The sequence below is a fragment of the Pseudomonas sp. SMN5 genome (assembly GCF_052041925.1).
Lineage (GTDB): Bacteria > Pseudomonadota > Gammaproteobacteria > Pseudomonadales > Pseudomonadaceae > Aquipseudomonas.
Genome location: NZ_JBKGGX010000008.1, coordinates 33,204 through 59,358 on the forward strand (window position 1 = coordinate 33,204; position 26,155 = coordinate 59,358).

The following is a 26,155-nucleotide window of genomic DNA, read 5'->3' on the forward strand; positions in this document are numbered from 1 at the left end:
GCTCCCACAGGGGCTGATTTTGACTGAGCCGAGGCATCGGGGCCCGGCGAAACTGGCGCCTAGTATATCGACGAAGCCCAACCATCGTTGGGCTTCGCTCACATTTCTGACAGCAAAGGCTATTCCAGCGCTTTCCAGATATCGGTGGCGTATTCACGAATGGTCCGGTCCGAGGAGAACCAGCCCATGCGCGCGGTGTTGAGCACTGCCGAACGCCACCACTGCTTGGAATCGTGCCAACGCTCCTCGACCTTGGCCTGGGCGTTCCAGTACGAGTCGAAGTCGGCGCAGACCAGGAAGCGGTCGTAGTCCACCAACGAGTCCACCAGCCCGGTGTAGCGCATCGGATCGTCCGGGGAGAACACCCCACCGCGAATCGCCTGCAACACGTCGTTGAGGCGGTGGGAGGCGGCAATGTCCGGCGCGGCGCTGAATTCGCCGTTGCGCTTGCGCGCCTCGACCTGTTCGGCGGTCAGGCCGAAGATGAACATATGCTCGCCGCCCACCCGCTCGTGCATTTCCACGTTGGCGCCGTCCATGGTGCCGATGGTCAGCGCGCCGTTCAGGCCGAATTTCATGTTGCTGGTGCCCGACGCTTCGAAGCCGGCAGTGGAGATCTGCTCCGACAGGTCCGCCGCTGGAATGATGCTCTCGGCCAGGCTGACGTTGTAGTTGGGCAGGAACACCACTTTGAGCAAGCCACGCACGGTCGGGTCGTTGTTGACCACCCGGGCGATGTCGTTGGTCAACTTGATGATCAGCTTGGCCTGGTGATAACTGGCGGCTGCCTTGCCGGCGAAGATTTTCACCCGTGGCACCCAGTCGACCTCCGGCTCGGCACGAATCGCCTGGTACAGCGCCACGGTGTGCATCAGATTGAGCAACTGGCGCTTGTACTCGTGGATCCGCTTGACCTGCACATCGAACATCGCCGCCGGGTTCACGGCCACACCCAGCCGTTCGTGGATCAGGTAAGCCAGGGCTTTCTTGCTGTGCAGGCGCTGTTCGGCGAACTGTTTGCGGAACGCCGGTTTATCGGCGAACGGCTCCAGTTCGATCAGGCGTTCCTCAGGGTTGTCGAGCACGCTCGGGCCAAGGGCATCGACCATCATCGAGGTCAATTCCGAGTTGGCCTGGAACAACCAGCGGCGGAAGGTAATGCCGTTGGTCTTGTTGTTGATCCGCTCCGGATAGAGCTTGTGCAGCTCGGAAAACACCGTGCTGCGCATCAGTTGCGTGTGCAAACCGGATACGCCGTTGACACTGTGGGAACCGAGGAATGCCAGGTTACCCATGCGCACCCGGCGACCGTTGTCCTCTTCGATCAGCGAAACCGAGCGCAGCACGTCGAAATCATGCACACCCTTGGCCCGCAGCGAGTCGATGTGCTGGGCGTTGATCAGGTAGATGATCTGCATGTGCCGCGGCAACATGCGCTCCATCAGCCCCACTGGCCAGGTTTCCAGGGCCTCGGGCAGCAACGTGTGGTTGGTGTAGGACAGCGTGTCCTGGGTGATCTGCCAGGCAGCGTCCCAGGCCACGTCATAGACGTCCACCAGTTGGCGCATCAGCTCGGCCACGGCGATCGAAGGGTGAGTATCGTTGAGCTGGATCGCCGCGTGGTCGCCCAGGGTCAGCACCGACGTGTGCATGTTGCGGTGACGGCGCAGCAAGTCCTGCAACGAGGCGGCGACGAAGAAATATTCCTGGCGCAGGCGCAGTTCCTGGCCGGCCTCGGTGCTGTCGGCGGGGTACAGCACGCGGGAAATGCTCTCGGCCCGGGCCACTTCCGCCACGGCGCCCAGGTGGTCGCCGGCGTTGAAGCGCTCCAGGTGCAGGTCTTCAACCGCGCGGGCGCGCCACAGGCGCAAGGTGTTGACGCTGGCGCCGCGCCAGCCCACCACTGGGGTGTCGTAGGCAATGGCTCGCACGGTTTCGGCCGGGGTCCAGACTTGCCGGGTCCTGCCAGCGTCATCGGTCACGGTTTCGACACTGCCGCCAAAGCCGATCGGGTAAACCACTTCCGGACGTTCGAATTCCCATGGGTTGCCGAAATCCAGCCAGTGTTCGGTCTGCTCCTGTTGCCAACCGTCGACGATGGCCTGGCGGAACAAGCCGTGCTCATAACGGATGCCATAGCCATGGCCGGCGATGCCCAGGGTCGACATGCTTTCCATGAAGCACGCTGCCAACCGGCCGAGGCCGCCGTTGCCCAGGGCCGCATCGGGTTCCAGCAGACGAATGCGCTCCAGGTCCACGCCCAGCTCGGTCAATGCTTCGCGGGCGGTGTCCAGCAGGCCGAGGTTGCTCAGGCTGTCGTAGAGCAAACGGCCAATGAGAAACTCCAGGGAGAGGTAATAGACACGCTTCTGACCCTTGCGGTAGATCTGCCGCGTGTGATCCATCCAGTGCTCGACCATGTGGTCGCGGGCCGCCAGGGCAATGGCTTCGAACCAATCGTGATCAAACGCATGATCCGGGTCCTTGCCGACGGCATAAGTGAGTTTGGTCAACACGGCATCGCGAAATGCAGCAACTTCCGCTTCGCGAACAAGTGGTTCCTGAGTCATTGATGAAGACCTCGAACGAACATGGATTGTCTGAGCCTAGACGGTCTGACAGAGGGTAAAGGCTCTTGGTTCGGTGGTTTTGCCCCAGCGCCGGAGAGTCGCCGCCAGGGAAATGCCGGATGGGCTAATGAATGCAGGGCCCGTGCCGGTCCGGGAAAGGCTTTCGAGAGAAAGAAAAAAAACCGGCAGATGGTCGTTCAAAAATTCACCAGTCCCGGTATGATCGCGCGCCCTGATGCATGCCGGTATACCTGAATGATGAAGCCCAACCTGATCGCCGCCGCGGAGATCGACCGACTCGATACCTGGGCCAAGTACTCCGCCCCGATGTGCGGTTCCTGCGTGTCGAGCTGCTGCACGCTGCCGGTGGAGGTCAAGATCAAGGACCTGATCCGGATCGGCATCGTCGACGAATTCGAGCTGGGCGATCCACCGAAGAACATCGCCAAGCGCCTGCAAAAGGAAGGGATCGTCGAACGCTATAACCAGAAGTCCGAGATCTTCACGCTCCAGCGCATGAGCAACAACGATTGCCTTTACCTGGACCGCAAGAGTCGGTTGTGCACCATCTATGAGAAACGCCCGGACACTTGCCGCAACCATCCGCGGGTCGGACCACGGCCGGGGTATTGCGCGTACAAGCCCAAGGAAGTGGAGCGCGAGCGCAGTCCGCGGACGCTGGATCGGTTTTGATCGGTTGATTCTGCGGCGCCGGGTCTGGCGCCATCGCGAGCAGGCTCGCTCCCACAGGTTCAGCGCCGTCCCTGTGGGAGCGAGCCTGCTCGCGATGAGGCCATAGCAGTCGCCACATCATTTCCAGGCATAAAAAAACGCCCCCGATCTCACGACCGGGGGCGTTTTTCATTCAGCCAAAACTAACGATCAGTTCTTGGCTTTCTTGGCAGCGCGGGTACGCTCGCCTTCGTCCAGGATCTTCTTGCGCAGGCGAATCGACTTCGGCGTCACTTCGCACAGCTCGTCATCCTGGATGAATTCCAGGGCCTGTTCCAGGGTGAAGCGAACCGGCGGAACCAGGGCGATGGTTTCGTCCTTGCCCGAAGCACGCATGTTGTCGAGCTTCTTGCCCTTGGTAGGGTTCACACCCAGATCGTTGTCACGGCTGTTCAGACCGACGATCTGGCCGTTGTAGATTTCCTGGCCGTGCTCGACGAACAGCTTGCCACGCGCCTGGAGGGTTTCCAGGGAGTAGGTCAGCGCCTTGCCGGTTTCCACCGATACCAGGACGCCGTTCTGACGGCCGGACATGTGGCCGGACTTCATGGTGTCGTAGCGATCGAAGATCGAGGTCAGGATGCCGGCGCCGTTGGTCAGGGTCAGGAACTGGTTACGGAAACCGATCAGGCCACGAGCGGGGATGTTGTATTCCAGACGTACACGGCCCTTGCCATCCGGCACCATGTTGGTCAGGTCGCCCTTACGCAGGCCCATCTCTTCCATCACCTTGCCCTGGGATTCTTCAGGGATGTCGATGGTGACGTTTTCGAACGGTTCCTGCTTGGTGCCGTTCACTTCACGGATGATCACCTCAGGACGGCCCACCGCCATTTCGAAGCCTTCGCGACGCATGGTTTCGATCAGTACCGAAAGGTGCAGCTCACCACGGCCCGAGACCTTGAACTTGTCAGCCGAGTCGCCTTCTTCAACGCGCAGGGCAACGTTGTACAGCAGCTCTTTGTCCAGACGTTCCTTGATGTTACGGGAAGTCACGAACTTGCCTTCTTTACCGCAGAACGGCGAGTCGTTGACCTGGAAGGTCATGGAAACGGTCGGCTCGTCGACGGTCAGCGGCTTCATCGCTTCAACAGCGGTCGGGTCGCACAGGGTGTCGGAGATGAACAGCTCTTCCATGCCGCTGATGCAAACGATATCGCCTGCTGCAGCTTCCTCAACGTCAACGCGGTGCAGACCGTGGTGCCCCATCAGCTTGAGGATACGGCCGTTGCGCTTCTTGCCGTCGGCGTCGATAGCGACCACCGGAGTGTTCGGCTTGACGCGACCACGGGCGATACGGCCAACACCGATCACACCCAGGAAGCTGTTGTAGTCCAGGGCAGAGATCTGCATCTGGAACGGACCATCACGGTCAACGGCCGGCGCGGGTACGTTGTCGACGATCGACTGGTACAGCGGGGTCATGTCTTCAGCCATGTCGGTGTGGTCCAGACCGGCAATGCCGTTCAGGGCCGAGGCGTAGACGACTTTGAAGTCCAGCTGTTCTTCGGTGGCACCGAGGTTGTCGAACAGGTCGAAGATCTGGTCCAGGACCCAGTCCGGACGCGCGCCTGGACGGTCGACCTTGTTGATTACGACGATCGGCTTGAGACCGGCTTCGAAAGCCTTTTTGGTCACGAAACGGGTTTGCGGCATAGGGCCGTCCTGGGCGTCGACCAGCAGCAGCACGGAGTCGACCATCGACATCACGCGCTCTACTTCACCACCGAAGTCGGCGTGGCCCGGGGTGTCCACGATGTTGATGTGGTAGCCGTTCCAGTTGATGGCGGTGTTTTTGGCCAGGATGGTAATACCACGCTCTTTTTCCTGGTCGTTGGAGTCCATCACGCGCTCGTCGTTGAGCTCGTTGCGCTCCAGAGTGCCGGATTGACGCAAGAGTTTGTCTACCAGGGTGGTCTTACCATGGTCAACGTGGGCGATGATGGCGATGTTGCGTAGATTTTCGATCACTTGTGTATCTCGATCAGAGGATTCGGTGTGCTGACAGGTCGTGGCAGCGATTTACGTTGAGTCCGACAAAAGCCGTTACAGCTTGCCGGCGGCGTCGGGGGGCCGGTGACGCAGGCCACAGGCAAACAGCCCCGGGCACTTAGCTCGGTCGATAAACGCGCACATTGGCATGCCCCTCACTGAGCAAATGGTGGACATGCAGGCGACTCATCACGCCTTTGTCGCAATACAGCAGGTACTGGCGAGTAGGGTCCAGTTCCTTGAAACGCGCGTTCACGGCATAGAACGGCATCGTTTGTACCTCGATACCGGCGATCTCCAGCGGGTCGTCTTCAGCGTCGTCCGGGTGACGGATGTCGATGACGATCTGACCGGCCAGTGCTTCGCCGACTTCTTCAACCTGAATGTCCTGGCCCAACTCGTCGATGACCCGATCGATCGGCACCAGCCTGGCGTTTTCGAGCGCACGCTCGAGCACCGCCATGTCGAATTCTTTCTCTTCGTGCTCCACGCGCCCGCGCTTGGCCGCCGTCTTCGGGTTCACCGAGATGACCCCGCAGTACTCCGGCATGTGCCGGGCGAAATCGGCCGTGCCGATCTCGATGGCCGTGTCGATGATGTCCTGCTTGTGGCTGGCGATCAGCGGGCGCAGCACCAGTTTCTCGGTGACGCAGTCGATCACCGACAGGTTCGGCAGCGTCTGGCTCGACACCTGGGAAATCGCTTCGCCGGTGACCAGCGCATCGATGTGCAGGCGCTCGGCGATGCTCGACGCGGCACGCAACATCATACGCTTCAAAATGACGCCCATATGACTGTTGTCGACTTTGCCGAGAATCTCGCCGAGGACTTCTTCGAACGGCACACTCACAAATAACACGCGTTGGGAGCTGCCGTACTTCTTCCAGATGAAGTGCGCCACTTCCATCACGCCCAGCTCATGGGCCCGCCCGCCGAGGTTAAAGAAGCAGAAATGAGCCATCAGCCCGCGACGCATGATCTGGTAGGCAGCGACCGTGGAGTCGAAACCGCCGGACATCAGCACCAGCGTCTGCTCCAGCGAACCCAGCGGATAGCCGCCGATACCGTTGTGCTGGCTATGGATGACGAAGAGCCGCTGGTCACGGATCTCGATGCGCACTTCTATTTGCGGGTCTTTCAAGGAAATACCGGCCGCACCACATTGCCGGCGCAATTGGCTGCCGACATATTTCTCAACGTCCATCGAGCTGAACGGGTGCTTGCCGGCGCGCTTGCAGCGCACCGAAAAAATCTTGCCGGCCAGGGCATCACCATAATGCAGCATGCATTTGGCGAGGATGTCGTCGAAATCCCCCAGCGGATATTCATCGACCTGCAGGAAATGCGCGATGCCGGGCATGCAGCCCAGGCGCTCGGTCATTTCCTTGAGGATCCGGGGTTCGCTGACACGTGTTTCCAACTCAAGGTTGTCCCACACGCCATTCACCACCACGACCGGGTCCAGATCTCGGAGCACGGCACGGATGTTCTTGGCCAACTGGCGGATGAAACGCATCCGTACCGGGCGGCTCTTGATGGTGATCTCGGGGAAGACTTTTACGATAAGTTTCATGAAAACAGCGCGCGAACGGCCAGCCGAAAAAGGGGGGCGCGGATTATAGCGGAAATTGCTCAAGGTTTAACCAGTTAATGTGCAGATGATTATGCGCGCACCAAAACAGGTCATTTACGATAGACGGCGCCACATTGCAGTGCGTTATTGTCTGACAATCGGCTTTTATAGCGCTCAAAAGCGTGGATTTGGTGCAAAAAACCCATGCTGGGGCACTGGCATGCAATTTGCTCCCTTGTGAGGCAGGTTGCCTTGGCAGAGTATTCGCGCCGGCATCACCCATATCTTAGGGCACACCATTACCGCCCGAAGCCACCCGGAGGACATATGTCGAAGTCGGTTCAACTCATCAAAGATCATGACGTCAAGTGGATTGATCTGCGCTTCACTGACACCAAAGGCACTCAACATCACGTGACCATGCCGGCCCGCGATGCACTGGACGACGATTTCTTTGAAATCGGCAAGATGTTCGACGGTTCCTCCATCTCCGGCTGGAAAGGCATCGAAGCCTCCGACATGATCCTGATGCCGGACGACGAAACCGCCGTCCTGGACCCGTTCACCGAAGAGCCGACCCTGATCCTGGTCTGCGACATCATCGAACCTTCGACCATGCAAGGCTATGACCGCGACCCTCGCGCCATCGCCCACCGCGCCGAGGAATACCTGAAGTCCACCGGCATCGGCGACACTGCATTCTTCGGCCCTGAGCCTGAGTTCTTCATCTTCGACTCGGTCAAATTCAAGTCCGACATCTCCGGCTCCATGTTCAAGATCTTCTCCGAACAAGGCTCCTGGATGTCCGACCAGGACGTGGAAGGCGGCAACAAAGGCCACCGTCCAGGCGTGAAAGGCGGCTACTTCCCGGTTCCACCGTTCGACTTCGACCATGAAATCCGTACCTCCATGTGCAACGCACTGGAAGAAATGGGCCAGACCGTCGAAGTTCACCACCACGAAGTGGCAACTGCCGGCCAGAACGAAATCGGCGTGAAATTCAACACGCTGGTCAAGAAGGCTGACGAAGTGCAGACCCTGAAGTATGTCGTGCACAACGTTGCCGACGCTTACGGCCGCACCGCGACATTCATGCCCAAGCCACTGTATGGCGACAACGGTTCGGGCATGCACGTCCACGTGTCGATCTCCAAGGACGGCAAGAACACCTTCGCTGGCGAAGGCTATGCCGGGCTGTCGGACACCGCCCTGTACTTCATCGGCGGCATCATCAAGCACGGTAAGGCGCTGAACGGCTTCACCAACCCGTCCACCAACTCCTACAAGCGTCTGGTCCCAGGCTTCGAAGCGCCGGTAATGCTGGCCTACTCGGCTCGCAACCGTTCCGCCTCGATCCGTATTCCTTACGTGAACAGCCCTAAAGCCCGCCGTATCGAAGCGCGCTTCCCGGATCCGGCTGCCAACCCGTACCTGGCCTTCGCTGCACTGATGATGGCCGGCCTGGACGGTATCCAGAACAAGATCCACCCTGGCGATGCCGCCGACAAGAACCTGTATGACCTGCCGCCTGAAGAGGCCAAGGAAATCCCACAGGTTTGCGGCAGCCTGAAAGAAGCCCTGGAAGAGCTGGACAAGGGCCGTGCGTTCCTGACCAAGGGCGGCGTATTCAGCGATGACTTCATCGACGCTTACATCGCACTGAAAAGCGAAGAAGAAATCAAGGTCCGCACCTTCGTACACCCACTGGAATATGAGCTGTACTACAGCTGCTGATCCGGTAGCGCCGCCCCACGCGGCGTGAATCAAGAGAGGCCTCCTTCGGGAGGCCTTTTTTGTGGGCGCGATATACGTGCATCATGCGTCACCCACCGATAACGAGAGACCGTCCATGACTTTGCGCTTCAAGCTCTGCCTTGCCCTCTCAGCCGCGCTGATGGCCGCTGCCGCCGAAGCCAGCCCGGCCCCCGAGGCCCTTACCCCGCTGCTTAACGCCATTGGCGAACGTATCGCCCTTGCCAACCAGGTGGCGCTGAGCAAATGGGACAGTCAAAAGCCGGTGGAAGACCGCCAGCGCGAGCGTGAAGTGATTGCCGCCGCGGTGGCTCAGGCACCGGCCTACAAGCTGACGGGCGAAACCGTGGAAGCTTTTTTCGCCGCCCAGATAGAAGCCAACAAAATGGTGCAATACATCGAGCTATCCGACTGGGCCCTGGAAGGCAAAGCGCCGGACCTGCCACGCCCGGACCTGGTGGGCGAGATCCGCCCGCAACTTGATCGATTGCAGAAACGCCTGTTGCAACAACTCGCCGACTTCGCCCCCTACCGCACCGACCCGCAGTGCCCGCAATGGCTGGCCCGCGCCACTCACAAAAACAAGCAGCATCCGATCCACCGACTGGCCCTGATCCGCGCGACCGGGGGGTTGTGCGTGGTCAAAAACTAGGCAAACACACATTCTCTTGCGGGAGCGAGCCTGCTCGCGATAGCGGTGTGTCAGCCAGCAAGGATGTTGGAGGTGATGGCCTCATCGCGAGCAAGCTCGCTCCCACGGTGGTTTTGTGTCGGACCCAGCTTTTGTGAGCACCACAGCTCATGTGGGAGCGAGCCTGCTCGCGATGGCGTCCGGTCAGCCAGTACTGATGTTGACTGACGAACCGCTATCGCGAGCAGGCTCGCTCCCACAAGGTACTTCAGCGTTCGGATTGGGCCAACCGCCCTCCCTGGCCTATGCTGCAACCCAACACTTTCAATTCTCGGTCGATCTTATGGGGCGTGTTTTTCCAGGAATGCTATTGCTGCTTTCACTGCCTGTGGCAGCGCAGATCTACAAATACACCGACGCCAACGGCAACACTGCCTACAGCAACCAGCCGCCCCAGGGCGTGCCGGCCCAGACGGTGGAGCTGCCGCCGCTCAATAGCATCGAGCACCAGCCCCCCACCGACCAGGGCACACCCGCCCCGTCACCCAACCCCGACGAAACGCCTGACGCCTATCAAACCCTGGCACTGACGGACATCCCCACCGAAGAGGCCCTGCGCGCCAACAACGGAACCTTTACTGTCGGCGTGCGGATCCAACCGCGCCTGCGAAGCCCGCATCTGTTCCGGCTGTTGCTGGATGGCCAGCCCTACGGCCAGCCGACGAATGTGCCGCGCCTGCAATTGGTGAACATTGACCGTGGCGAGCACAGCCTGGCGGTGCAGGTGATCGATGGCGACACGCTGGTGCAGCAGAGCGAAACCGTCACCTTCACCGTACAGCGGGTGCACCGGCCGTGAACCGTTGGCTGCTCGCCCTGGGCCTGTCGCTGGCCGCGTTACCGGCACTGGCGCAGGTCTATACCTATATCGACGCCCAAGGCAATCGCGTCTTCACCGACCAGCCGCGCCCCGGCAATGCAAAGAAAATCCAGCTGTCGCCGGGCAACCGCATGCCGCCCCCGCCTACAGGCGACATCGCGGCGCCTGCGCCTGAAGAAGCGCCGAAACCTCAATTTCATTACGAAATGCTCAGGCTCCTGATTCCCGAGCCGGACGCCACGATCCGCAGCACCGCCGGCGAGCTGATCGTCACCGCGACCAGCGAACCGGGCCTGAAAAGAGGTCACCGCTACCGCCTGCTGCTTGATGGCCAACCCATCGGCGAAGCGGGGCCAAGCCCGGTGTTCGCCCTGAGCAACATCGATCGCGGCACCCATCACCTGTCCGTGGAAATCCTCGACGAGCAAGGCCGCACCGTCGAGCGCACCGCCAACCAACCGTTCCACATGCAACGCATGTCCCTGGCGCAAAAGCGCCGTATCAAACCCTGCGCCACGACCGATTACGGCCAGCGTCCCGAATGCCCTCTTGCCGAGAAACCGGAAGAAGAAGACGTGAGCATCCTGCCCTTTTTCTGATTTGCCCCATTGTCGCGCACTATAGTGGTGCAATCATTTGCACCCTACCCAGATTCCATCCCATTTTGGTTCGAAAGTACCCGGAGAAGCTGGCAGAAAGCCACGAAAACGGGCCCTTAAAGTCTCGTTCGAGGCTCTAAACGCTTGTTTTTCGAGCCTTGGTTTGGTTTTTGCATTTTCCTGATACCAGCGCGTCATACGCGTGCCTGCTACGCTCCAAAAGAGGTCCTGATGACCATTAGCGACGCACTACACCGCTTGCTGCTCGACAATCTCACCACCGCGACCATCCTGCTCGACGCCCAGCTGCGCCTCGAGTACATGAACCCGGCGGCCGAGATGCTGCTGGCCGTCAGCGGCCAGCGCAGCCACGGGCAGTTCATCAGCGAGCTATTCACCGAATCCGCCGAGGCGCTCAATTCCCTGCGCCAGGCAGTGGAGCAAGCGCATCCGTTCACCAAGCGCGAAGCGATGCTCACCGCCCTGACCGGCCAGACCCTGACCGTGGACTACGCAGTGACGCCGATCCTGAACAACGGCACCACCCTGCTGCTGTTGGAAGTCCATCCTCGCGATCGCCTGCTGCGCATCACCAAGGAAGAGGCGCAACTGTCCAAGCAGGAAACCAGCAAGATGCTGGTGCGTGGCCTGGCCCATGAGATCAAGAACCCCCTCGGTGGAATTCGCGGTGCGGCGCAGTTGCTCGCCCGCGAACTGCCGGAAGAAAGTCTCAAGGACTACACCAACGTCATCATCGAAGAAGCCGACCGCCTGCGAAACCTGGTGGACCGCATGCTCGGCTCGAACAAACTGCCGTCCCTGGCGCTGTGCAATGTCCATGAGGTACTGGAACGGGTGAGCAGCCTGGTAGAAGCGGAAAGCCAGGGCTGCATCACCCTGGTGCGCGACTATGACCCAAGCATCCCCGACGTATTGATCGACCGCGAACAGATGATCCAGGCGGTGCTCAATATCGTGCGTAATGCGATGCAGGCCATCAGCACCCAGAACGAACTGCGCCTGGGCCGCATCAGCCTGCGCACACGGGCCATGCGCCAGTTCACCATCGGCCATGTGCGTCATCGCCTGGTGACCAAGATCGAAATCACCGACAACGGCCCCGGCATTCCGACCGAACTTCAGGAAACCATCTTTTTTCCCATGGTCAGCGGCCGCCCGGACGGTACCGGGCTGGGCCTGGCCATTACCCAGAACATCATCAGTCAGCATCAGGGCTTGATCGAGTGTGAAAGCCACCCCGGCCACACCACCTTCTCGATCTTCCTGCCACTGGAACAAGGAGCCACATCGACATGAGCCGTAGTGAAACCGTGTGGATCGTCGATGACGACCGTTCTATCCGTTGGGTCCTGGAAAAAGCCTTGCAACAGGAAGGCATGACCACCCAGAGCTTCGACAGCGCCGACGGGGTGATGAGCCGCCTGGCCCGTCAGCAACCGGACGTCATCATCTCCGATATCCGCATGCCGGGCGCCAGTGGCCTGGACCTGCTGGCGCGGATTCGCGAACAGCACCCACGGCTGCCGGTGATCATCATGACCGCCCACTCGGACCTGGACAGCGCCGTCGCGTCGTACCAGGGCGGGGCTTTCGAATACCTGCCCAAGCCGTTCGATGTCGATGAAGCGGTGTCGCTGGTCAAGCGCGCCAATCAGCACGCCCAGGAGCAACAGGGCATGGAGGAGGTACCGGCCCTGGCCCGCACCCCGGAAATCATCGGCGAAGCGCCGGCCATGCAGGAAGTGTTTCGCGCCATCGGGCGCTTGAGCCACTCCAACATCACCGTGCTGATCAACGGCGAGTCGGGCACCGGTAAAGAACTGGTGGCCCATGCCCTGCACCGCCACAGCCCGCGGGCAGCCTCACCGTTCATTGCGCTGAACATGGCGGCGATTCCCAAGGATTTGATGGAGTCCGAGCTGTTCGGCCACGAAAAGGGCGCGTTCACCGGGGCCGCCAATCTGCGCCGCGGACGCTTCGAGCAGGCGGACGGCGGCACTTTGTTCCTCGATGAAATCGGCGACATGCCGGCCGACACCCAGACTCGCCTGCTGCGGGTGCTGGCGGACGGCGAGTTCTACCGAGTGGGCGGGCATACGCCAGTCAAGGTCGATGTGCGCATCATCGCCGCGACCCACCAGAACCTGGAAACGCTGGTCCACGCCGGGAAATTCCGTGAGGACCTGTTCCATCGCCTGAACGTGATCCGCATCCACATCCCGCGCCTTGCAGATCGCCGGGAAGACATCCCAACCCTGGCGCGGCACTTCCTGAGCCGGGCGGCACAGGAACTGGCGGTGGAACCCAAGCTGCTCAAGGGCGAAACCGAGGAATACCTCAAAAATCTGCCATGGCCCGGCAACGTCCGGCAGTTGGAGAATACCTGCCGCTGGATCACGGTCATGGCTTCGGGCCGTGAAGTACACATCAGCGACCTGCCGCCGGAATTGCTGAGCCTGCCGCAGGATTCGGCACCGGTGACCAACTGGGAACAAGCCCTGCGCCAATGGGCCGACCAGGCCCTGGCTCGCGGCCAGTCGAACCTGCTGGACAGCGCCGTCCCGAGTTTCGAGCGGATCATGATCGAAACCGCCCTCAAACACACCGCCGGTCGCCGCCGCGATGCCGCCGTGCTGCTGGGATGGGGCCGCAACACCTTGACCCGCAAGATCAAGGAACTGGGGATGAAGGTCGATGGTGGGGATGATGATGAAGGGGATGAGGGCTAACGGAGCCTGAGTTCTCGTCTACCTTGAAGGCCAATCGCGAGCAGGCTCGCTCCCACAGGGGGGGCCGTGGTTGATCTCGAGTTTCGACTCAGCACAAATCCAACGTGGCGAGGGAGCTTGCTCCCGCTGGCCTGCGAAGCAGGCCCCTGCATTTCTCCCGGCAAATCGCATGACCCGATCTTGCGACTGCTGCGCAGCCGAGCGGGAGCAAGCTCCCTCGCCACGGGCTTTGGGTTGCCTGGAGTGACGCGATCGTCTGATCGCCGCCCGGAGCTGGCTCGCTCCCACAATTAAAAACGCCTTCGCGATTCCCTAGAGACTTGAGTGCACCGTTTCAATGCACCACGAACCGCAACCGCGCGTGCCCTGGCAACCCAAAACAATCGCCCCACCTCAAAAAATCCTATCCACAAAAACGCGAAAGCCCCGCAATCCGGGGCCTTTGGCCTCAATCAGTAAAATTCTGTGACAAACCATTTAAACCTGGCACGCCCCCTGCAATAACCCCATCACTACCCAGTTTCGGGGACCTTGGTACAGGCAGGCCGGGGATTCCCCATTTTATCCGGGCTCATCGAGCCCAACGTTTTGGGGGCCTTGATACAGGCAGGTCAAGGTTTCCCTTCTTTACACCCAGGGCTGTGCGCAAGCCGCGAGCCCTTCCGTTTCGGGAACCTTGGTACAGGCAGGCCGGGGATTCCCTCTTTTATTGCTCCTGGAGACGGACCTCCAGCCGCCAGCGGTCATCCACCTCGCTGCCGGCCCAGTCCCCCCGCAACGGACGCGCCGCCACCAGCGTCAGCAACAACCCCTTGTCACTCAATCGCACGCGCCAATTGACGTCCTTGCCGTCGAGCTTGAACTGGCCCTTCTGCGCCCGCCCCTCGGCATCGAACAACAGCGCAACCGAACCGTCGATGATTTCGCCATGCAACTTGGGTTCGTCGTTGAACCAGGCCACCAGCTTCCCGTCGCTCACCTCAATCTTTTGCAATTCGACCGGTTCAGGCGTGGTCAGGCGCCCGATCATAAGCCCGACCATCATGCCGAAGATCGCCAGGGAACCCATCACCCGAAGCATTAGCTTCGAACGTTGATAGGTTTGCGGCGTAGAATGCCGCTCATCTTTATCTTCGGAGCCGTGCATGTTTCACGTCATCCTTTTTCAACCGGAAATTCCGCCGAATACCGGCAATGTCATCAGGCTGTGCGCCAACAGTGGCTGCCACCTGCATCTGATCGAGCCGCTGGGCTTTGAAATGGACGACAAGCGCCTGCGCCGTGCCGGACTCGACTACCATGAGTATGCCACCTTGCAGCGTCACGCCGACCTGGCCAGTTGTCTGGAAAGCCTCGGGCATCCGCGGCTGTTTGCTTTCACCACCAAGGGCTCGCGGCCGTTCCACGACGCCCGTTTCGTCGCCGGCGATGCGTTCCTGTTCGGCCCGGAAAGCCGCGGGCTGCCGGCCGATGTGCTGGATAACCTGCCAGCCGAGCAGCGCCTGCGCCTGCCAATGCGTGAAGGCTGTCGTAGCCTGAACTTGTCCAACACGGTGGCGGTGGCTGTCTATGAGGCCTGGCGGCAGAATGGCTTCGCCTGAGGCTCAGCCTGCCAGAGACACCTGTGGGAGCGAGCTTGCTCGCGATAACGCTGGGTCAGTCAATGTTACTGCTGACTGATACACCGCTATCGCGAGCAAGCTCGCTCCCACAAGTTTTGTACCTCGCGAACAGAAGCGACGTTGCCTACTGAACGGTCGCGCCGCCTTCCTGCTGCAGGCGCTGCAGTTCCTGGGCGTACAGAGCGTCGAAGTTCACCGGCGCCAGCATCAGGGCCGGGAACGAGCCGCGGGTGACCAGGCTGTCCAGGGCTTCGCGGGCATAAGGGAACAGGATGTTCGGGCAGAACGCGCCCAGGGTGTGGCTCATCGAAGCGGCATCGAGGTTCTTGATCAGGAAGATACCGGCCTGCTGCACTTCAGCGATGAACGCCACTTCTTCACCGTTTTTCACGGTCACCGACAGAGTCAGCACCACTTCGTGGAAGTCCTCTTCCAGGGCTTTCTGACGGGTGTTCAGGTCCAGGCCTACGCTCGGCTCCCACTGCTGACGAAAGATCGCCGGGCTTTTTGGGGCTTCGAAGGACAGGTCACGTACATAAATGCGCTGCAAGGAGAATTGCGGTGCGGCTTCTTCTTCGCTGGCAGCTGTGTTCTGTTGGTCAGTCATCGCAGATCCTTCTTACTTTCAGGTTCTATTAATGGGGAATTCAGGCATTGAGCATCGCGTCGAGCTTGCCGGCGCGCTCCAGGGCGAACAGATCATCGCAACCGCCCACATGGGTGTCGCCGATCCAGATCTGCGGCACGGAGGTGCGTCCGGCCTTGCGGGTCATTTCGGCGCGCAGTTGCGGCTTGCCGTCGACCTTGATTTCTTCGAAAGCCACGCCTTTGTTCTGAAGCAGGAACTTGGCCCGGGAACAATAGGGGCAGTAATCGCTGGAATAGACAACGACGTGGGTCATCTCACTTCACCAGGGGCAGGTTGTCGGCTTTCCAGCTGGCAACGCCACCGGACAGTTTGGCGGCGGTGAAACCGGACTTCATCAGCTCGCGGGCATGGGTGCCGGCGTGCTGGCCTTGGGCGTCCACCAGGATCAGCGTCTTGGCCTTGTGCTTTTCCAGCTCGCCGATGCGCGCCATCAGTTTGTCCTGGGGAATGTTCACCGCACCGACGATGTGACCGGTGGCGTATTCCTTGCTCGGGCGGATATCCACCACCACGCCGGCGTCCTTGTTGACCAGCGCCGTCAACTCGCCCGTGCTCAGGCTGCGGCCGCCGCCCTGCATCGTATGGGCAATCAGCAACGCCAGCAGTACGACGAAGATACCAACGAGAATGTAGTGGTTAGTGGCAAATTGAATCAGGTGAGCAACCATCGAAGGAGGTTCCAGGGCGTTAAAATGTCGGCCAGTATACACAGCACGCAAGGCCGGCCAAACCCCGCCCGGCGGTGACGCCACCGGAACTTACCTTTAAACTGCCCGTCCCTTTTGCATCGTCTTCTTTCAAGCAGCCACGAGGATTCCATGACTACCACGCCTAAACCTTTGGTCCTGATGATTCTCGACGGCTTCGGCCACAGCGACAGCCACGAATCCAACGCCGTGTACGCAGCCCGAAAGCCGGTGCTGGACCGCCTCTGGGCCAGTGTGCCGAACGGCCTGATCTCCGGCAGTGGCATGGATGTCGGCCTGCCCGACGGGCAGATGGGCAACTCCGAAGTCGGTCACATGAACCTCGGCGCCGGCCGCGTGGTTTACCAGGACTTCACCCGCGTGACCAAAGCGATCCGCGACGGCGAGTTCTTCGAGAACCCGACCATCTGCGCCGCCGTCGACAAAGCCGTGGCCGCCGGCAAGGCCGTGCACTTCATGGGCCTGCTGTCCGACGGTGGCGTCCACAGCCACCAGGACCACCTGATCGCCATGGCCGAACTGGCCTCCAAGCGCGGCGCCGAGAAAATCTATCTGCACGCCTTCCTCGATGGCCGTGACACCCCGCCCAAAAGCGCCGCCTCGTCGATCGAGCTGCTGGACGCCACGTTCCAGGCCCTGGGCAAAGGTCGTATCGCCAGCATCGTCGGTCGCTACTACGCCATGGACCGCGACAACCGTTGGGACCGCGTCGCCCAAGCCTATAACCTGATCGTCGACGGCAACGCCGAATTCAGCGCGGCCACCGCCCAGGAAGGCTTGCAAGCGGCTTATGAGCGCGGTGAAAGCGACGAGTTCGTCAAGGCCACCATCATTGGCGAACCGGTCAAAGTCGAAGACGGCGACGCTGTGGTGTTCATGAACTTCCGTGCCGACCGCGCCCGCGAGCTCACCCGCGTTTTCGTCGAGGACGATTTCAAGGAATTCGACCGCGCCCGCCAGCCACAACTCGCCGGCTTCGTGATGCTGACCCAATACGCCGCCAGCATCCCCGCGCCATCGGCCTTTGCCGCCGGCAGCCTGGAAAACGTGCTGGGCGACTACCTGGCGAAAAACGGCAAGACTCAGTTGCGCATCGCCGAAACCGAGAAGTACGCCCACGTGACGTTCTTTTTCTCGGGCGGTCGTGAGGAGCCCTTCCCTGGTGAAGAGCGCATCCTGATTCCTTCGCCGAAAGTCGCCACCTACGACCTGCAACCGGAGATGAGCGCGCCGGAAGTGACCGACCGCATCGTCGACGCCATTGAAAACCAGCGCTACGACGTGATCGTGGTCAACTACGCCAACGGCGACATGGTCGGCCACAGCGGCGTGTTCGAAGCGGCGGTCAAGGCCGTGGAATGCCTGGACACCTGCGTAGGGCGCATCGTCGATGCCCTGGAAAAAGTCGGCGGCGAAGCGCTGATCACCGCCGACCACGGCAACGTCGAGCAGATGTCCGATGAATCCACCGGCCAGGCCCACACCGCCCACACCACCGAGCCGGTGCCGTTCATCTATGTGGGCAAGCGTGACTTCAAGGTCCGCGAAGGCGGCGTGCTGGCGGACGTGGCGCCGACCATGCTGATGCTGCTGGGGATGGAAAAACCGGCGCAGATGACCGGGACTTCGATTCTGGTCTGATCAATACATAGTCTCCGAGCATTGGCTTGTCGTGGCGAGGGAGCTTGCTCCCGCTCGGCTGCGAAGCAGTCGTAAACCGGCGGGTGCGGTGTCTGATCCTCCGCATTTGGCAGGTTTTGGGGCCGCCTCGCGGCCCAGCGGGAGCAAGCTCCCTCGCCACGGGTTTGTCATTGCCTTGAGTGGACAGCAAACCCGCTCCCACATTGGTTTTGGGGTGTTTTGCCGGCCAGTTATCACACAGCCCCAAATGGGCGTTTTTTTTGCAGCGTCGGACGGGCATACTAGGCCGTCCCTTACCCTGGTGTCGCCCGCCTCTATGCTTCGCGTCCTGATAGCCCTTGCTCTGACCTGCCTGCTCCAACCGGCCTTCGCTGACGAGCGCGCGCAAACCCAACAGCAGTTGGACGCCACGCGTCAGGACATTGCCGAACTGAAGAAACTGCTGGGCAAGTTGCAGGAAGAGAAATCCAGCGTGCAGAAAGACCTGCGCGGCACCGAGACCGAGATGGGCAAGCTGGAGAAACAGGTCGAGGCCCTGCAGAAAGAACTGAAGAAAAGCGAATCCGAGCTGCAGCGACTCGATGGCGAGAAAAAAAAACTCCAGAGCGCGCGCACTGAACAGCAGCACCTGATCGCCATCCAGGCCCGCGCGGCCTACCAGAGCGGCCGCCAGGAATATCTCAAGCTGCTGCTCAACCAGCAGAACCCCGAGAAATTCGCCCGCACCCTCACCTACTACGATTACCTGAGCCAGGCCCGCCTGGAGCAACTCAAGAATTTCAACGAAACCCTGCGCCAGCTGGCGAATGTCGAAAAAGACATCGAATTGCAGCAAGCCCAACTGCTCGTGCAGAAAAGCAGCCTCGACACCCAGCGCGACGAACTGGAAAAGGTGCGCAAGGAACGCCAGGTGGCCCTGGCCAAGCTCAACGACGACGTGAAGGCCCGCGACAGCAAGCTCAAGGCCCGCGAGCAGGACCAGGCCGAGCTGGCCAATGTCTTGAAAACCATCGAAGAAACCCTGGCCCGCCAGGCTCGTGAGGCAGAAGAAGCGCGCCAGAAAGCGCTGATCGCCCAGCAGGAAGCCGAAAAAAAGCGTTTGCGTGAAGCCCAGGCCGAAGCCGACGCTGACGACGCGCCGCGCAAACCGGCCAGATCCACGCCCGGCGCGCTGGTTTCCAGTGATGGCGAAACCTTTGGCGGTGCATTTGCTTCGGCCCGGGGAAAACTTCCATGGCCGGTCAATGGTCGATTACTGGCACGCTTCGGTGAAACCCGTGGCGACGACACCCGCACCAAGTGGGACGGCGTGATGATCAGCGCCTCCGCCGGCAGCCAGGTCCATGCCGTACACGGCGGGCGTGTGGTATTCGCCGACTGGCTGCGGGGTGCCGGTTTGCTGGTCATCCTCGATCATGGCAACGGTTACTTGAGCCTGTACGGCCACAACCAGACGCTGCTCAAGTCAGCGGGCGACGTGGTCAAGGCCGGTGAGTCCATTTCCACGGTCGGCAACAGTGGCGGGCAGGACACGCCAGCGCTGTATTTCGCTATTCGTCAGCAGGGTCGCCCCAGCGACCCGGCCCAATGGTGTCGTGCGCAAGGATAAGCGCGCCCATCCACTTCAGGAGTTCGTTCGACATGCTGCATTTGTCCCGCCTCACCTCGCTGGCCCTGACGATCGCCCTGGTGATCGGTGCGCCCCTGACTTTCGCCGCCGAAGCGGCACCGTCGGCGCCCGCCGCATCGGCCGCCACCACCAAGGCACCGCTGCCGCTGGACGAGCTGCGCACCTTCGCCGAGGTCATGGACCGGATCAAGGCCGCCTACGTCGAACCGGTGGATGACAAGATGCTGCTGGAGAACGCCATCAAGGGCATGCTCAGCAACCTCGATCCGCACTCGGCCTACCTGGGGCCGGAAGACTTCGCCGAGTTGCAGGAAAGCACCAGCGGTGAATTCGGTGGCCTGGGCATCGAGGTCGGCAGCGAAGACGGCTTCGTCAAAGTGGTATCGCCGATCGACGACACACCTGCCTCCAAGGCCGGCATCCAGGCCGGTGATTTCATCGTCAAGATCAACGGCCAGCCGACGCGCGGCCAGAGCATGACCGAAGCCGTGGACAAGATGCGCGGCAAGATCGGCCAGAAAATCACCCTGACCCTGGTGCGCGACGGCGGCACGCCGTTCGACGTGACCCTGACCCGGGCGGTCATCCAGGTCAAGAGCGTGAAGAGTCAGTTGCTGGAATCGGGCTACGGCTACATCCGCATCACCCAGTTCCAGGTCAAGACCGGCGAAGAAGTCGCCAAGGCCCTGGCCAAGCTGCGCAAGGACAACGGCAAGAAACTCAACGGTCTGGTCCTGGACCTGCGCAACAACCCCGGCGGCGTGCTGCAATCGGCCGTGGAGGTGGTGGACCACTTCATCACCAAAGGCCTGATCGTCTACACCAAGGGCCGCATCGCCAACTCCGAGTTGCGCTTCTCGGCCACCGGCAACGACCTGAGCGAAGCCGTGCCACTGGTAGTGCTGATCAACGGCGGCAGCGCCTCGGCCTCGGAAATCGTCGCCGGCGCCTTGCAGGATCAGAAACGCGGCGTGGTCATGGGCACTACCAGCTTCGGCAAAGGCTCGGTGCAGACCGTATTGCCGCTGAACAATGACCGCGCGCTGAAGATCACCACTGCGCTGTACTTCACGCCTAACGGCCGCTCCATCCAGGCCCAGGGCATCGTCCCGGACATCGAGGTGCGCAAGGCCAAGATCACCAACGAGCAGGACAGCGAATACTTTAAGGAAGCCGACCTGCAAGGGCACCTGGGCAATGGCAACGGTGGTGCGGACAAGCCGAGCGGTTCCGGTGCCAAGGCCAAGCCGATGCCGCAGGATGACGACTACCAGTTGGCCCAGGCCCTGAGCCTGCTTAAAGGACTGAACATCACTTCCGGCCGCTGAGATGGGACTGCGGCTCCTCCTTGGCCTGTTGTGCTGTATCGCCGGCGCTGCCTTTGCGGCGCCCGCCCCTTCCTCCGTGTCACCGCACAAGGCTTACCTGAGCCTGATCATCGACGACCTGGGACAGAACCTGCCCCGGGATCGCCGGGTGCTGACGTTGCCCGGCCCGGTCACCGCGGCGATCATGCCCGATACCCCCCACGCCGCCGAGTTTGCCCGCGAAGCTCATCGCGCCGGCAAGATCGTCATGCTGCACATGCCGATGGACCCGGCCACCGGGCCTTTCGCCTGGCATCCGGAGCTGCCCCTCGAAGAACTGGGCAAGCGCCTCGACGCCGCGTTTGCCGCCGTGCCCTATACCAGCGGGATCAACAACCACATGGGCAGCCGCATGACCGCCCAGCCCCAGGCCATGGCGTGGCTGATGACGAACTTGCAACAACGGCACAAGTTCTTCGTCGACAGCCGCACCAGCGCCCAGACAGTCGCCGCCGCCGAGGCGCAGAAAATCGGCCTGGCGAGTGTGTCGCGGGATGTGTTTCTCGACGATGAACGCACGGAAGCCGCCATCGCCCACCAGCTCCAGACCGCCATCGACCTGGCTCGCCGTCAGGGCTCGGCGGTGATGATTGGCCATCCTTACCCACAGACCCTGGCGGTACTGGAACGCGAGCTGCCCCGGCTCAAGGCCCAGGGCATCGAATGGATCGACATCAAGTCGATGATCAGCCTGCGCAGCAACCGGGCGATGATTGGGCATGGGAAAGATGGGGTGTATCGGTAGGGGCTTGGATCAAGACCGCGTTGCCTTCATCGCGAGCAGGCTCGCTCCCACAATGGTTCTGTGTCGAGCATAAGATTTGTGTTCACAGCAGATCCCCTGTGGGAGCGAGCCTGCTCCGGGCGGCGATCCGACGATAGGGCCAGACCGGCCGGCGGATCTCTCAGAGATACCGCGCCATGATCGCGTCCACCTCGCCTTCCTTGCGCAGCTCATCCAGAGCTTTCTGAAGCCGGGCAACCACGTCATCGGGCACGTCCTTGTTCAAGGCCAGGTACAGCTCGGCGCTGTTGAACCGCAACACAGTCTTGAGATCACTCACCCCTTCCTGGCGTGCCAGGTAGCGCCCGGCCGGGTCGCCGGTGGCCCACAGGTCGATCTGACCGTTGACCAGTTTCCTGGCGTTGTCCTGATCGCGCAACACGACGATGGGGTTCAACCCCTGCTTGCCGAGGGTCTCGGCAATCGCATCGCCCTTGTAGGCACCGATCCTGTAGCGGCGCGCCTGTTCCAGCGAGTCGAGGGCGATCGTGCTGTCAGCCTTGGCGAGCATGACCCAGTCGTCCGGTCCGATGGGGCCGACCCATTTGAAGAGTTTTTCCCGCTCCGGCAACCGGGCCATGACAAACACCCCGTAGCCGGGTTTTTCCAGGGCGAGCTTGTAGATCCGCTCCCAAGGGAAACGCAGCGTCAGGCTGTAGGTGATGTCGGCGCGCTTGAACATCTCGCGGACGATGTCCACGGCGATGCCATGGATGTTCTCGTCCTGGGCGAAGTTCTTGCCGTTCTTCGCCATGTTGTAAGGCGGGAAGTTTTCCGTCAGCAGCACCAATGACGTATCGGCGGCGCGGGTGGGGCCTGCGAGCAGCAACGTGGCGCCGGCCAGGGCAAGAACAAAGCGTTTGAGCATGTATAGTGGCCTGTGTGGCTAATTCGTGCACTCAAGTTCGGCGCCAGTGCTCGCCAAGCTGCGTGGCCATTCATCGCCGTAGCTGGGCTACGACTCGTCATGGCCTTGCCTGGCAAGTCCTGGCACTCGAACTTGAGCACCCGAGTTAACCGTACAGGCCACTAGCTACCGCAATCCATGGTGGACCCAAGAGTGCCTTGGGCCCGCCATGGTGTCCAGCGGTCAGCGAATGCAGATACCGCGTTGCGCCATGTAGGCCTTGGCCTCGGGCACGGTGTATTCGCCAAAGTGGAAGATGCTCGCCGCCAGCACCGCGCTGGCATGGCCTTCGAGAATACCGTCAGCCAGGTGCTGCAGGTTGCCGACGCCACCGGAGGCGATCACCGGAATACCCAACGCATCGCTGATGGCGCGAGTCACGCCCAGGTCGAAGCCGTTTTTCATGCCGTCCTGGTCCATGCTGGTCAGCAGGATTTCCCCGGCGCCCAGGCCTTCCATCTTCTTCGCCCACTCCACGGCATCGAGACCCGTGGGTTTGCGACCGCCATGGGTGAAGATCTCCCAGCGTGGAGTTTCGCCCGGGCCGGACACTTTCTTCGCATCGATGGCGACCACGATGCATTGCGAGCCGAACCGCTGGGCCGCCTCACCGACGAACTCCGGGTTGAACACCGCGGCGGTGTTGATCGACACCTTGTCCGCGCCGGCGTTGAGCAGGTTGCGGATGTCCTGGACAGTGCGCACGCCACCGCCCACGGTCAGCGGGATGAACACCTGGCTGGCCATGCGCTCGACGGTGTGCAGCGTAGTGTCGCGGCCGTCGACGCTGGCCGTGATGTCGAGGAAAGTAATCTCGTCCGCACCCTGCTCGTCATAGCGACGGGCGATTTCCACCGGGTCGCCGGCGTCACGGATGTTCTCGAACTTGACGCCCTTGACCACCCGGCCGTTGTCCACGTCCAGGCAAGGGATGATGCGTTTGGCCAGCGCCATGGTCAGTCCTCAGCCTTTGTAGGAATCGCAGAAGGCCTGGGCCTCGGCGACATCCAGGGTGCCTTCGTAGATCGCGCGACCGGTGATCGCGCCGATGATACCCGGCGCCTTGGCGTCGAGCAGTGCCTTGATGTCGCCCAGGTTGTGGATACCACCGGAGGCGATGACCGGGATCTTCGTGGCAGCGGCCAGGGCGGCGGTGAACGGGACGTTGCAGCCTTGCATCATGCCGTCCTTGGCGATGTCGGTGTAGACGATGGCGGACACGCCATCAGCCTCGAAACGCTTGGCCAGATCGACCACCTGCACGCTGCTGACTTCAGCCCAGCCGTCGGTGGCGACGAAACCGTCCTTGGCGTCCAGACCAACGATGACCTTGCCCGGAAAGGCGCGGCAGGCCTCGGCGACGAACTCAGGCTCTTTCACGGCCTTGGTGCCGATGATCACGTAGCTCACACCGGCCTTGACGTAGTGCTCGATGGTTTCCAGCGAGCGAATGCCGCCGCCGATCTGGATCGGCAGGTTCGGATAGCGCCTGGCAATGGCGGTGACCACTTCACCGTTCACCGGCTGGCCTTCGAAAGCGCCGTTCAGGTCCACCAGATGCAGGCGACGGCAACCGCCCTCCACCCACTTGGCGGCCATGCTCACCGGATCGTCGGAGAACACCGTGGAGTCTTCCATCCGGCCCTGGCGCAGACGGACGCAAGCGCCGTCCTTGAGATCGATAGCGGGGATAATCAGCATGCTTTTTCCTTCGTCAAAAGAGCCACAAGCTGCGAGCCACAAGCTGCAAGCATGCGTTTATGTTTCTCTCTTGCAGCTTGAAGCTTGAAGCTTTCAACTGCTTTTTTCGAGCGCCCACAGGTCGCTTTCGATGCTTTCGAACCTTTCCTTAAGGTGCGCCTGCACGTCGAAAATCGCCCTGTTGTAGTAGTGCGGAGCTATTTCGCGGGTAAACAGATCAAGAATTTCCGCCGCTTCGAACGAACCCAGGTCCAGTTCGAAACGCTCCTCCATGAACCGCTGGATCTTGCGGTTCGCCTCACTTTCCTGCTCGGGCGTGAGGGTGAGGATCGGCGGCTTCTTGCGGGCCATTACCAGCGACCGTCCCACGCCGCGAAGTTCTGCAGCAATTGCAGGCCATGGGTGTGGCTCTTCTCGGGGTGAAACTGCACCGCGAAACGCGAGCCATCGGCCAAGGCGGCGGCGAAATCGACGCCATAGTGACCGCTGCCTACCACCTGTCGCGGATTGCCGGCGGCGATGTAGTAGCTGTGCACGAAGTAGAAGCGCGCCAGGTCCGGGATGTTGTGCCACAGCGGATGGTCCACTGCCTGCTTCACTTCGTTCCAGCCCATGTGCGGGACTTTCAGGTGCTCGCTGTCTTCGCACAGATCCTTGCCGAAGAACTTCACCTGGCCTGGAAACATGCCAATGCAGTCGACACCGGTGTTCTCCTCGCTGCGCTCCAGCAAGGCTTGCATGCCTACGCAGATGCCGAGGAACGGGCGGTCCTGGCTGACTTCCTGCACCAGCGAGTCGAAGCCCAGGCGACGGATCTCGGCCATGCAATCGCGAATCGCACCGACGCCGGGGAATACCACCCGGTCAGCTTCCCGAATCACCTCGGCATCGCTGGTGATCAATACCTTGCCGGCGCCCACATGCTCGAGGGCCTTGGCCACCGAGTGCAGGTTGCCCATGCCGTAGTCGATAACTGCAACCGTCTGCATTACAGGACGCCTTTGGTGGAAGGCATCTGCCCGGCCATGCGGTCATCCAGCTCCACGGCCATGCGCAGTGCGCGGCCGAAGGCCTTGAACACGGTTTCTATCTGGTGGTGGGTGTTGTGCCCGCGCAGGTTATCGATGTGCAGGGTGACATTGGCGTGGTTGACGAAGCCCTGGAAGAATTCCTGGAACAGGTCCACGTCAAAGCCGCCCACGGTGGCGCGGGTGTACGGCACGTGCATTTGCAGGCCGGGACGACCGGAGAAGTCGATGACCACGCGCGACAGCGCTTCATCGAGCGGCACATAGGCATGACCGTAGCGACGGATGCCCTTCTTGTCGCCGATGGCCTGGGTGAAAGCCTGCCCCAGGGTAATCCCGACATCTTCCACGGTGTGGTGATCGTCGATATGCAGGTCGCCCTTGCTGACGATGTCCAGGTCGATCAGCCCGTGACGGGCGATCTGGTCCAGCATGTGCTCGAGAAAAGGCACGCCGATATCAAACCGGGCCTTTCCGGTGCCATCCAGGTTGATCGAGGCTTTGATCTGGGTTTCCAGAGTGTCGCGCTCGACAGACGCCTTACGTTCGGCCATCACCAGCTCCGCAAAATCATTGGGCGAAAAAGGCAGCCATTATAGGGGCGCGAGCGGCAAACAGAAACACGAACGGTGATATGACT

General features: G+C 61.2%; 25 protein-coding genes. 12 read left to right on the plus strand and 13 right to left on the minus strand.

From position 1 onward, the window contains the following. Nucleotides 1–119 precede the first annotated feature (119 nt). Entirely contained in the window at nucleotides 120–2,570 is a 2,451-nt protein-coding gene (locus tag ACLEJR_RS10130) for a glycogen/starch/alpha-glucan phosphorylase (RefSeq protein ID WP_440813641.1), read from the minus strand. Between the two features lie 255 nt (nucleotides 2,571–2,825). Between ACLEJR_RS10130 and ACLEJR_RS10135 the strand changes: the two genes are divergently transcribed. Beyond that, the gene (locus tag ACLEJR_RS10135) at nucleotides 2,826–3,263 is read left to right on the plus strand and encodes a YkgJ family cysteine cluster protein (protein WP_245138546.1); all 438 of its coding nucleotides are present in this window, start codon (nucleotides 2,826–2,828) and stop codon (nucleotides 3,261–3,263) included. 189 nt (nucleotides 3,264–3,452) lie between these two features. Here ACLEJR_RS10135 and typA read toward each other — a convergent pair whose 3' ends face one another. Together typA and thiI are read right to left on the minus strand one after the other, a co-directional pair. Beyond that, nucleotides 3,453–5,273 carry a translational GTPase TypA gene (gene typA, locus ACLEJR_RS10140; protein ID WP_440796630.1) on the minus strand — a complete coding sequence of 607 codons (1,821 nt, stop codon included), beginning with the start codon at nucleotides 5,271–5,273 and terminating at the stop codon, nucleotides 3,453–3,455. 139 nt (nucleotides 5,274–5,412) lie between these two features. Further along, a complete protein-coding gene (gene thiI, locus ACLEJR_RS10145; protein WP_440813644.1) occupies nucleotides 5,413–6,867 on the minus strand; it encodes a tRNA uracil 4-sulfurtransferase ThiI in 1,455 nt (484 codons plus the stop codon). Between the two features lie 327 nt (nucleotides 6,868–7,194). On the opposite strand from thiI, the gene glnA reads away from it, so the two are divergent. From glnA to ntrC, 6 genes are all read left to right on the plus strand, one after another. Then, nucleotides 7,195–8,601 carry a glutamate--ammonia ligase gene (gene glnA, locus ACLEJR_RS10150; protein WP_024778072.1) on the plus strand — a complete coding sequence of 469 codons (1,407 nt, stop codon included), beginning with the start codon at nucleotides 7,195–7,197 and terminating at the stop codon, nucleotides 8,599–8,601. A gap of 115 nt (nucleotides 8,602–8,716) precedes the next feature. Then, the gene (locus tag ACLEJR_RS10155) at nucleotides 8,717–9,271 is read left to right on the plus strand and encodes a chorismate mutase (RefSeq protein WP_440813646.1); all 555 of its coding nucleotides are present in this window, start codon (nucleotides 8,717–8,719) and stop codon (nucleotides 9,269–9,271) included. Nucleotides 9,272–9,593: 322 nt separating this feature from the next. Then, nucleotides 9,594–10,109, plus strand: coding sequence for a DUF4124 domain-containing protein (locus ACLEJR_RS10160; protein WP_440813648.1), 516 nt, complete (start codon nucleotides 9,594–9,596; stop codon nucleotides 10,107–10,109). Further along, a complete protein-coding gene (locus ACLEJR_RS10165; protein WP_440813649.1) occupies nucleotides 10,106–10,729 on the plus strand; it encodes a DUF4124 domain-containing protein in 624 nt (207 codons plus the stop codon). Before ACLEJR_RS10160 ends, ACLEJR_RS10165 begins: the two co-directional genes overlap by 4 nt. 231 nt (nucleotides 10,730–10,960) lie before the next feature. Further along, complete coding sequence (glnL, locus tag ACLEJR_RS10170; RefSeq protein ID WP_440796635.1) at nucleotides 10,961–12,046, plus strand: nitrogen regulation protein NR(II); 1,086 nt, start codon at nucleotides 10,961–10,963, stop codon at nucleotides 12,044–12,046. Then, a complete protein-coding gene (ntrC, locus tag ACLEJR_RS10175; protein ID WP_440796636.1) occupies nucleotides 12,043–13,479 on the plus strand; it encodes a nitrogen regulation protein NR(I) in 1,437 nt (478 codons plus the stop codon). The genes glnL and ntrC overlap by 4 nt, the downstream gene beginning before the upstream one ends. A gap of 706 nt (nucleotides 13,480–14,185) precedes the next feature. On the opposite strand, the gene ACLEJR_RS10180 is transcribed toward ntrC, so the two are convergent. Further along, nucleotides 14,186–14,626, minus strand: coding sequence for a hypothetical protein (locus ACLEJR_RS10180; RefSeq protein WP_440813650.1), 441 nt, complete (start codon nucleotides 14,624–14,626; stop codon nucleotides 14,186–14,188). Between ACLEJR_RS10180 and trmL the strand changes: the two genes are divergently transcribed. Next, entirely contained in the window at nucleotides 14,625–15,080 is a 456-nt protein-coding gene (gene trmL / locus ACLEJR_RS10185; protein WP_440813652.1) for a tRNA (uridine(34)/cytosine(34)/5-carboxymethylaminomethyluridine(34)-2'-O)-methyltransferase TrmL, read from the plus strand. The genes ACLEJR_RS10180 and trmL overlap by 2 nt on opposite strands. 145 nt (nucleotides 15,081–15,225) lie before the next feature. Here trmL and secB read toward each other — a convergent pair whose 3' ends face one another. The 3 genes from secB to ACLEJR_RS10200 are packed head-to-tail and all read right to left on the minus strand — an operon-like array spanning nucleotide 15,226 to nucleotide 16,418. After that, on the minus strand, nucleotides 15,226–15,708 hold the full coding sequence (secB, locus tag ACLEJR_RS10190) for a protein-export chaperone SecB (RefSeq protein WP_440796639.1): 483 nt from the start codon (nucleotides 15,706–15,708) through the stop codon (nucleotides 15,226–15,228). Nucleotides 15,709–15,748: 40 nt separating this feature from the next. Continuing rightward, nucleotides 15,749–16,003: a glutaredoxin 3 gene (gene grxC, locus ACLEJR_RS10195; RefSeq protein ID WP_440813655.1), complete on the minus strand. Its 255-nt coding sequence runs from the start codon at nucleotides 16,001–16,003 to the stop codon at nucleotides 15,749–15,751. 1 nt (nucleotide 16,004) lies between these two features. Next, the gene (locus tag ACLEJR_RS10200) at nucleotides 16,005–16,418 is read right to left on the minus strand and encodes a rhodanese-like domain-containing protein (protein ID WP_440796641.1); all 414 of its coding nucleotides are present in this window, start codon (nucleotides 16,416–16,418) and stop codon (nucleotides 16,005–16,007) included. Between the two features lie 150 nt (nucleotides 16,419–16,568). Here ACLEJR_RS10200 and gpmI point away from each other — a divergent pair, with 150 nt between their 5' ends. From gpmI to ACLEJR_RS10220, 4 genes are all read left to right on the plus strand, one after another. After that, entirely contained in the window at nucleotides 16,569–18,098 is a 1,530-nt protein-coding gene (gene gpmI, locus ACLEJR_RS10205) for a 2,3-bisphosphoglycerate-independent phosphoglycerate mutase (protein ID WP_440813657.1), read from the plus strand. Nucleotides 18,099–18,414: 316 nt separating this feature from the next. Next, nucleotides 18,415–19,707, plus strand: a complete 1,293-nt coding sequence (locus ACLEJR_RS10210; protein ID WP_440813659.1) for a murein hydrolase activator EnvC family protein — start codon at nucleotides 18,415–18,417, stop codon at nucleotides 19,705–19,707. Between the two features lie 32 nt (nucleotides 19,708–19,739). Next, nucleotides 19,740–21,056 (plus strand): S41 family peptidase, encoded by a 1,317-nt coding sequence (locus ACLEJR_RS10215; RefSeq protein ID WP_440796644.1) that lies wholly within the window; start codon nucleotides 19,740–19,742, stop codon nucleotides 21,054–21,056. 1 nt (nucleotide 21,057) lies between these two features. Next, nucleotides 21,058–21,840, plus strand: coding sequence for a divergent polysaccharide deacetylase family protein (locus tag ACLEJR_RS10220; protein ID WP_440813662.1), 783 nt, complete (start codon nucleotides 21,058–21,060; stop codon nucleotides 21,838–21,840). Between the two features lie 160 nt (nucleotides 21,841–22,000). Here the strand turns inward: ACLEJR_RS10220 and ACLEJR_RS10225 are convergent, their stop codons facing one another. The 6 genes from ACLEJR_RS10225 to hisB all read right to left on the minus strand — a co-directional run bounded on the left by ACLEJR_RS10225 (nucleotide 22,001) and on the right by hisB (nucleotide 26,069). Continuing rightward, nucleotides 22,001–22,747, minus strand: a complete 747-nt coding sequence (locus ACLEJR_RS10225; protein WP_440796646.1) for a substrate-binding periplasmic protein — start codon at nucleotides 22,745–22,747, stop codon at nucleotides 22,001–22,003. Between the two features lie 222 nt (nucleotides 22,748–22,969). Further along, nucleotides 22,970–23,740 (minus strand): imidazole glycerol phosphate synthase subunit HisF, encoded by a 771-nt coding sequence (gene hisF, locus ACLEJR_RS10230; protein WP_186658496.1) that lies wholly within the window; start codon nucleotides 23,738–23,740, stop codon nucleotides 22,970–22,972. 9 nt (nucleotides 23,741–23,749) lie between these two features. Next, nucleotides 23,750–24,487 carry a 1-(5-phosphoribosyl)-5-[(5-phosphoribosylamino)methylideneamino]imidazole-4-carboxamide isomerase gene (hisA, locus tag ACLEJR_RS10235; protein ID WP_440813664.1) on the minus strand — a complete coding sequence of 246 codons (738 nt, stop codon included), beginning with the start codon at nucleotides 24,485–24,487 and terminating at the stop codon, nucleotides 23,750–23,752. A 93-nt stretch (nucleotides 24,488–24,580) separates the two neighbouring features. After that, nucleotides 24,581–24,838 (minus strand): DUF2164 domain-containing protein, encoded by a 258-nt coding sequence (locus tag ACLEJR_RS10240; protein ID WP_215007663.1) that lies wholly within the window; start codon nucleotides 24,836–24,838, stop codon nucleotides 24,581–24,583. Continuing rightward, a complete protein-coding gene (gene hisH / locus ACLEJR_RS10245; protein WP_440813667.1) occupies nucleotides 24,838–25,476 on the minus strand; it encodes an imidazole glycerol phosphate synthase subunit HisH in 639 nt (212 codons plus the stop codon). The genes ACLEJR_RS10240 and hisH overlap by 1 nt, the downstream gene beginning before the upstream one ends. Then, nucleotides 25,476–26,069 (minus strand): imidazoleglycerol-phosphate dehydratase HisB, encoded by a 594-nt coding sequence (gene hisB, locus ACLEJR_RS10250; RefSeq protein WP_024778052.1) that lies wholly within the window; start codon nucleotides 26,067–26,069, stop codon nucleotides 25,476–25,478. The genes hisH and hisB overlap by 1 nt, the downstream gene beginning before the upstream one ends. Nucleotides 26,070–26,155 lie beyond the last annotated feature (86 nt).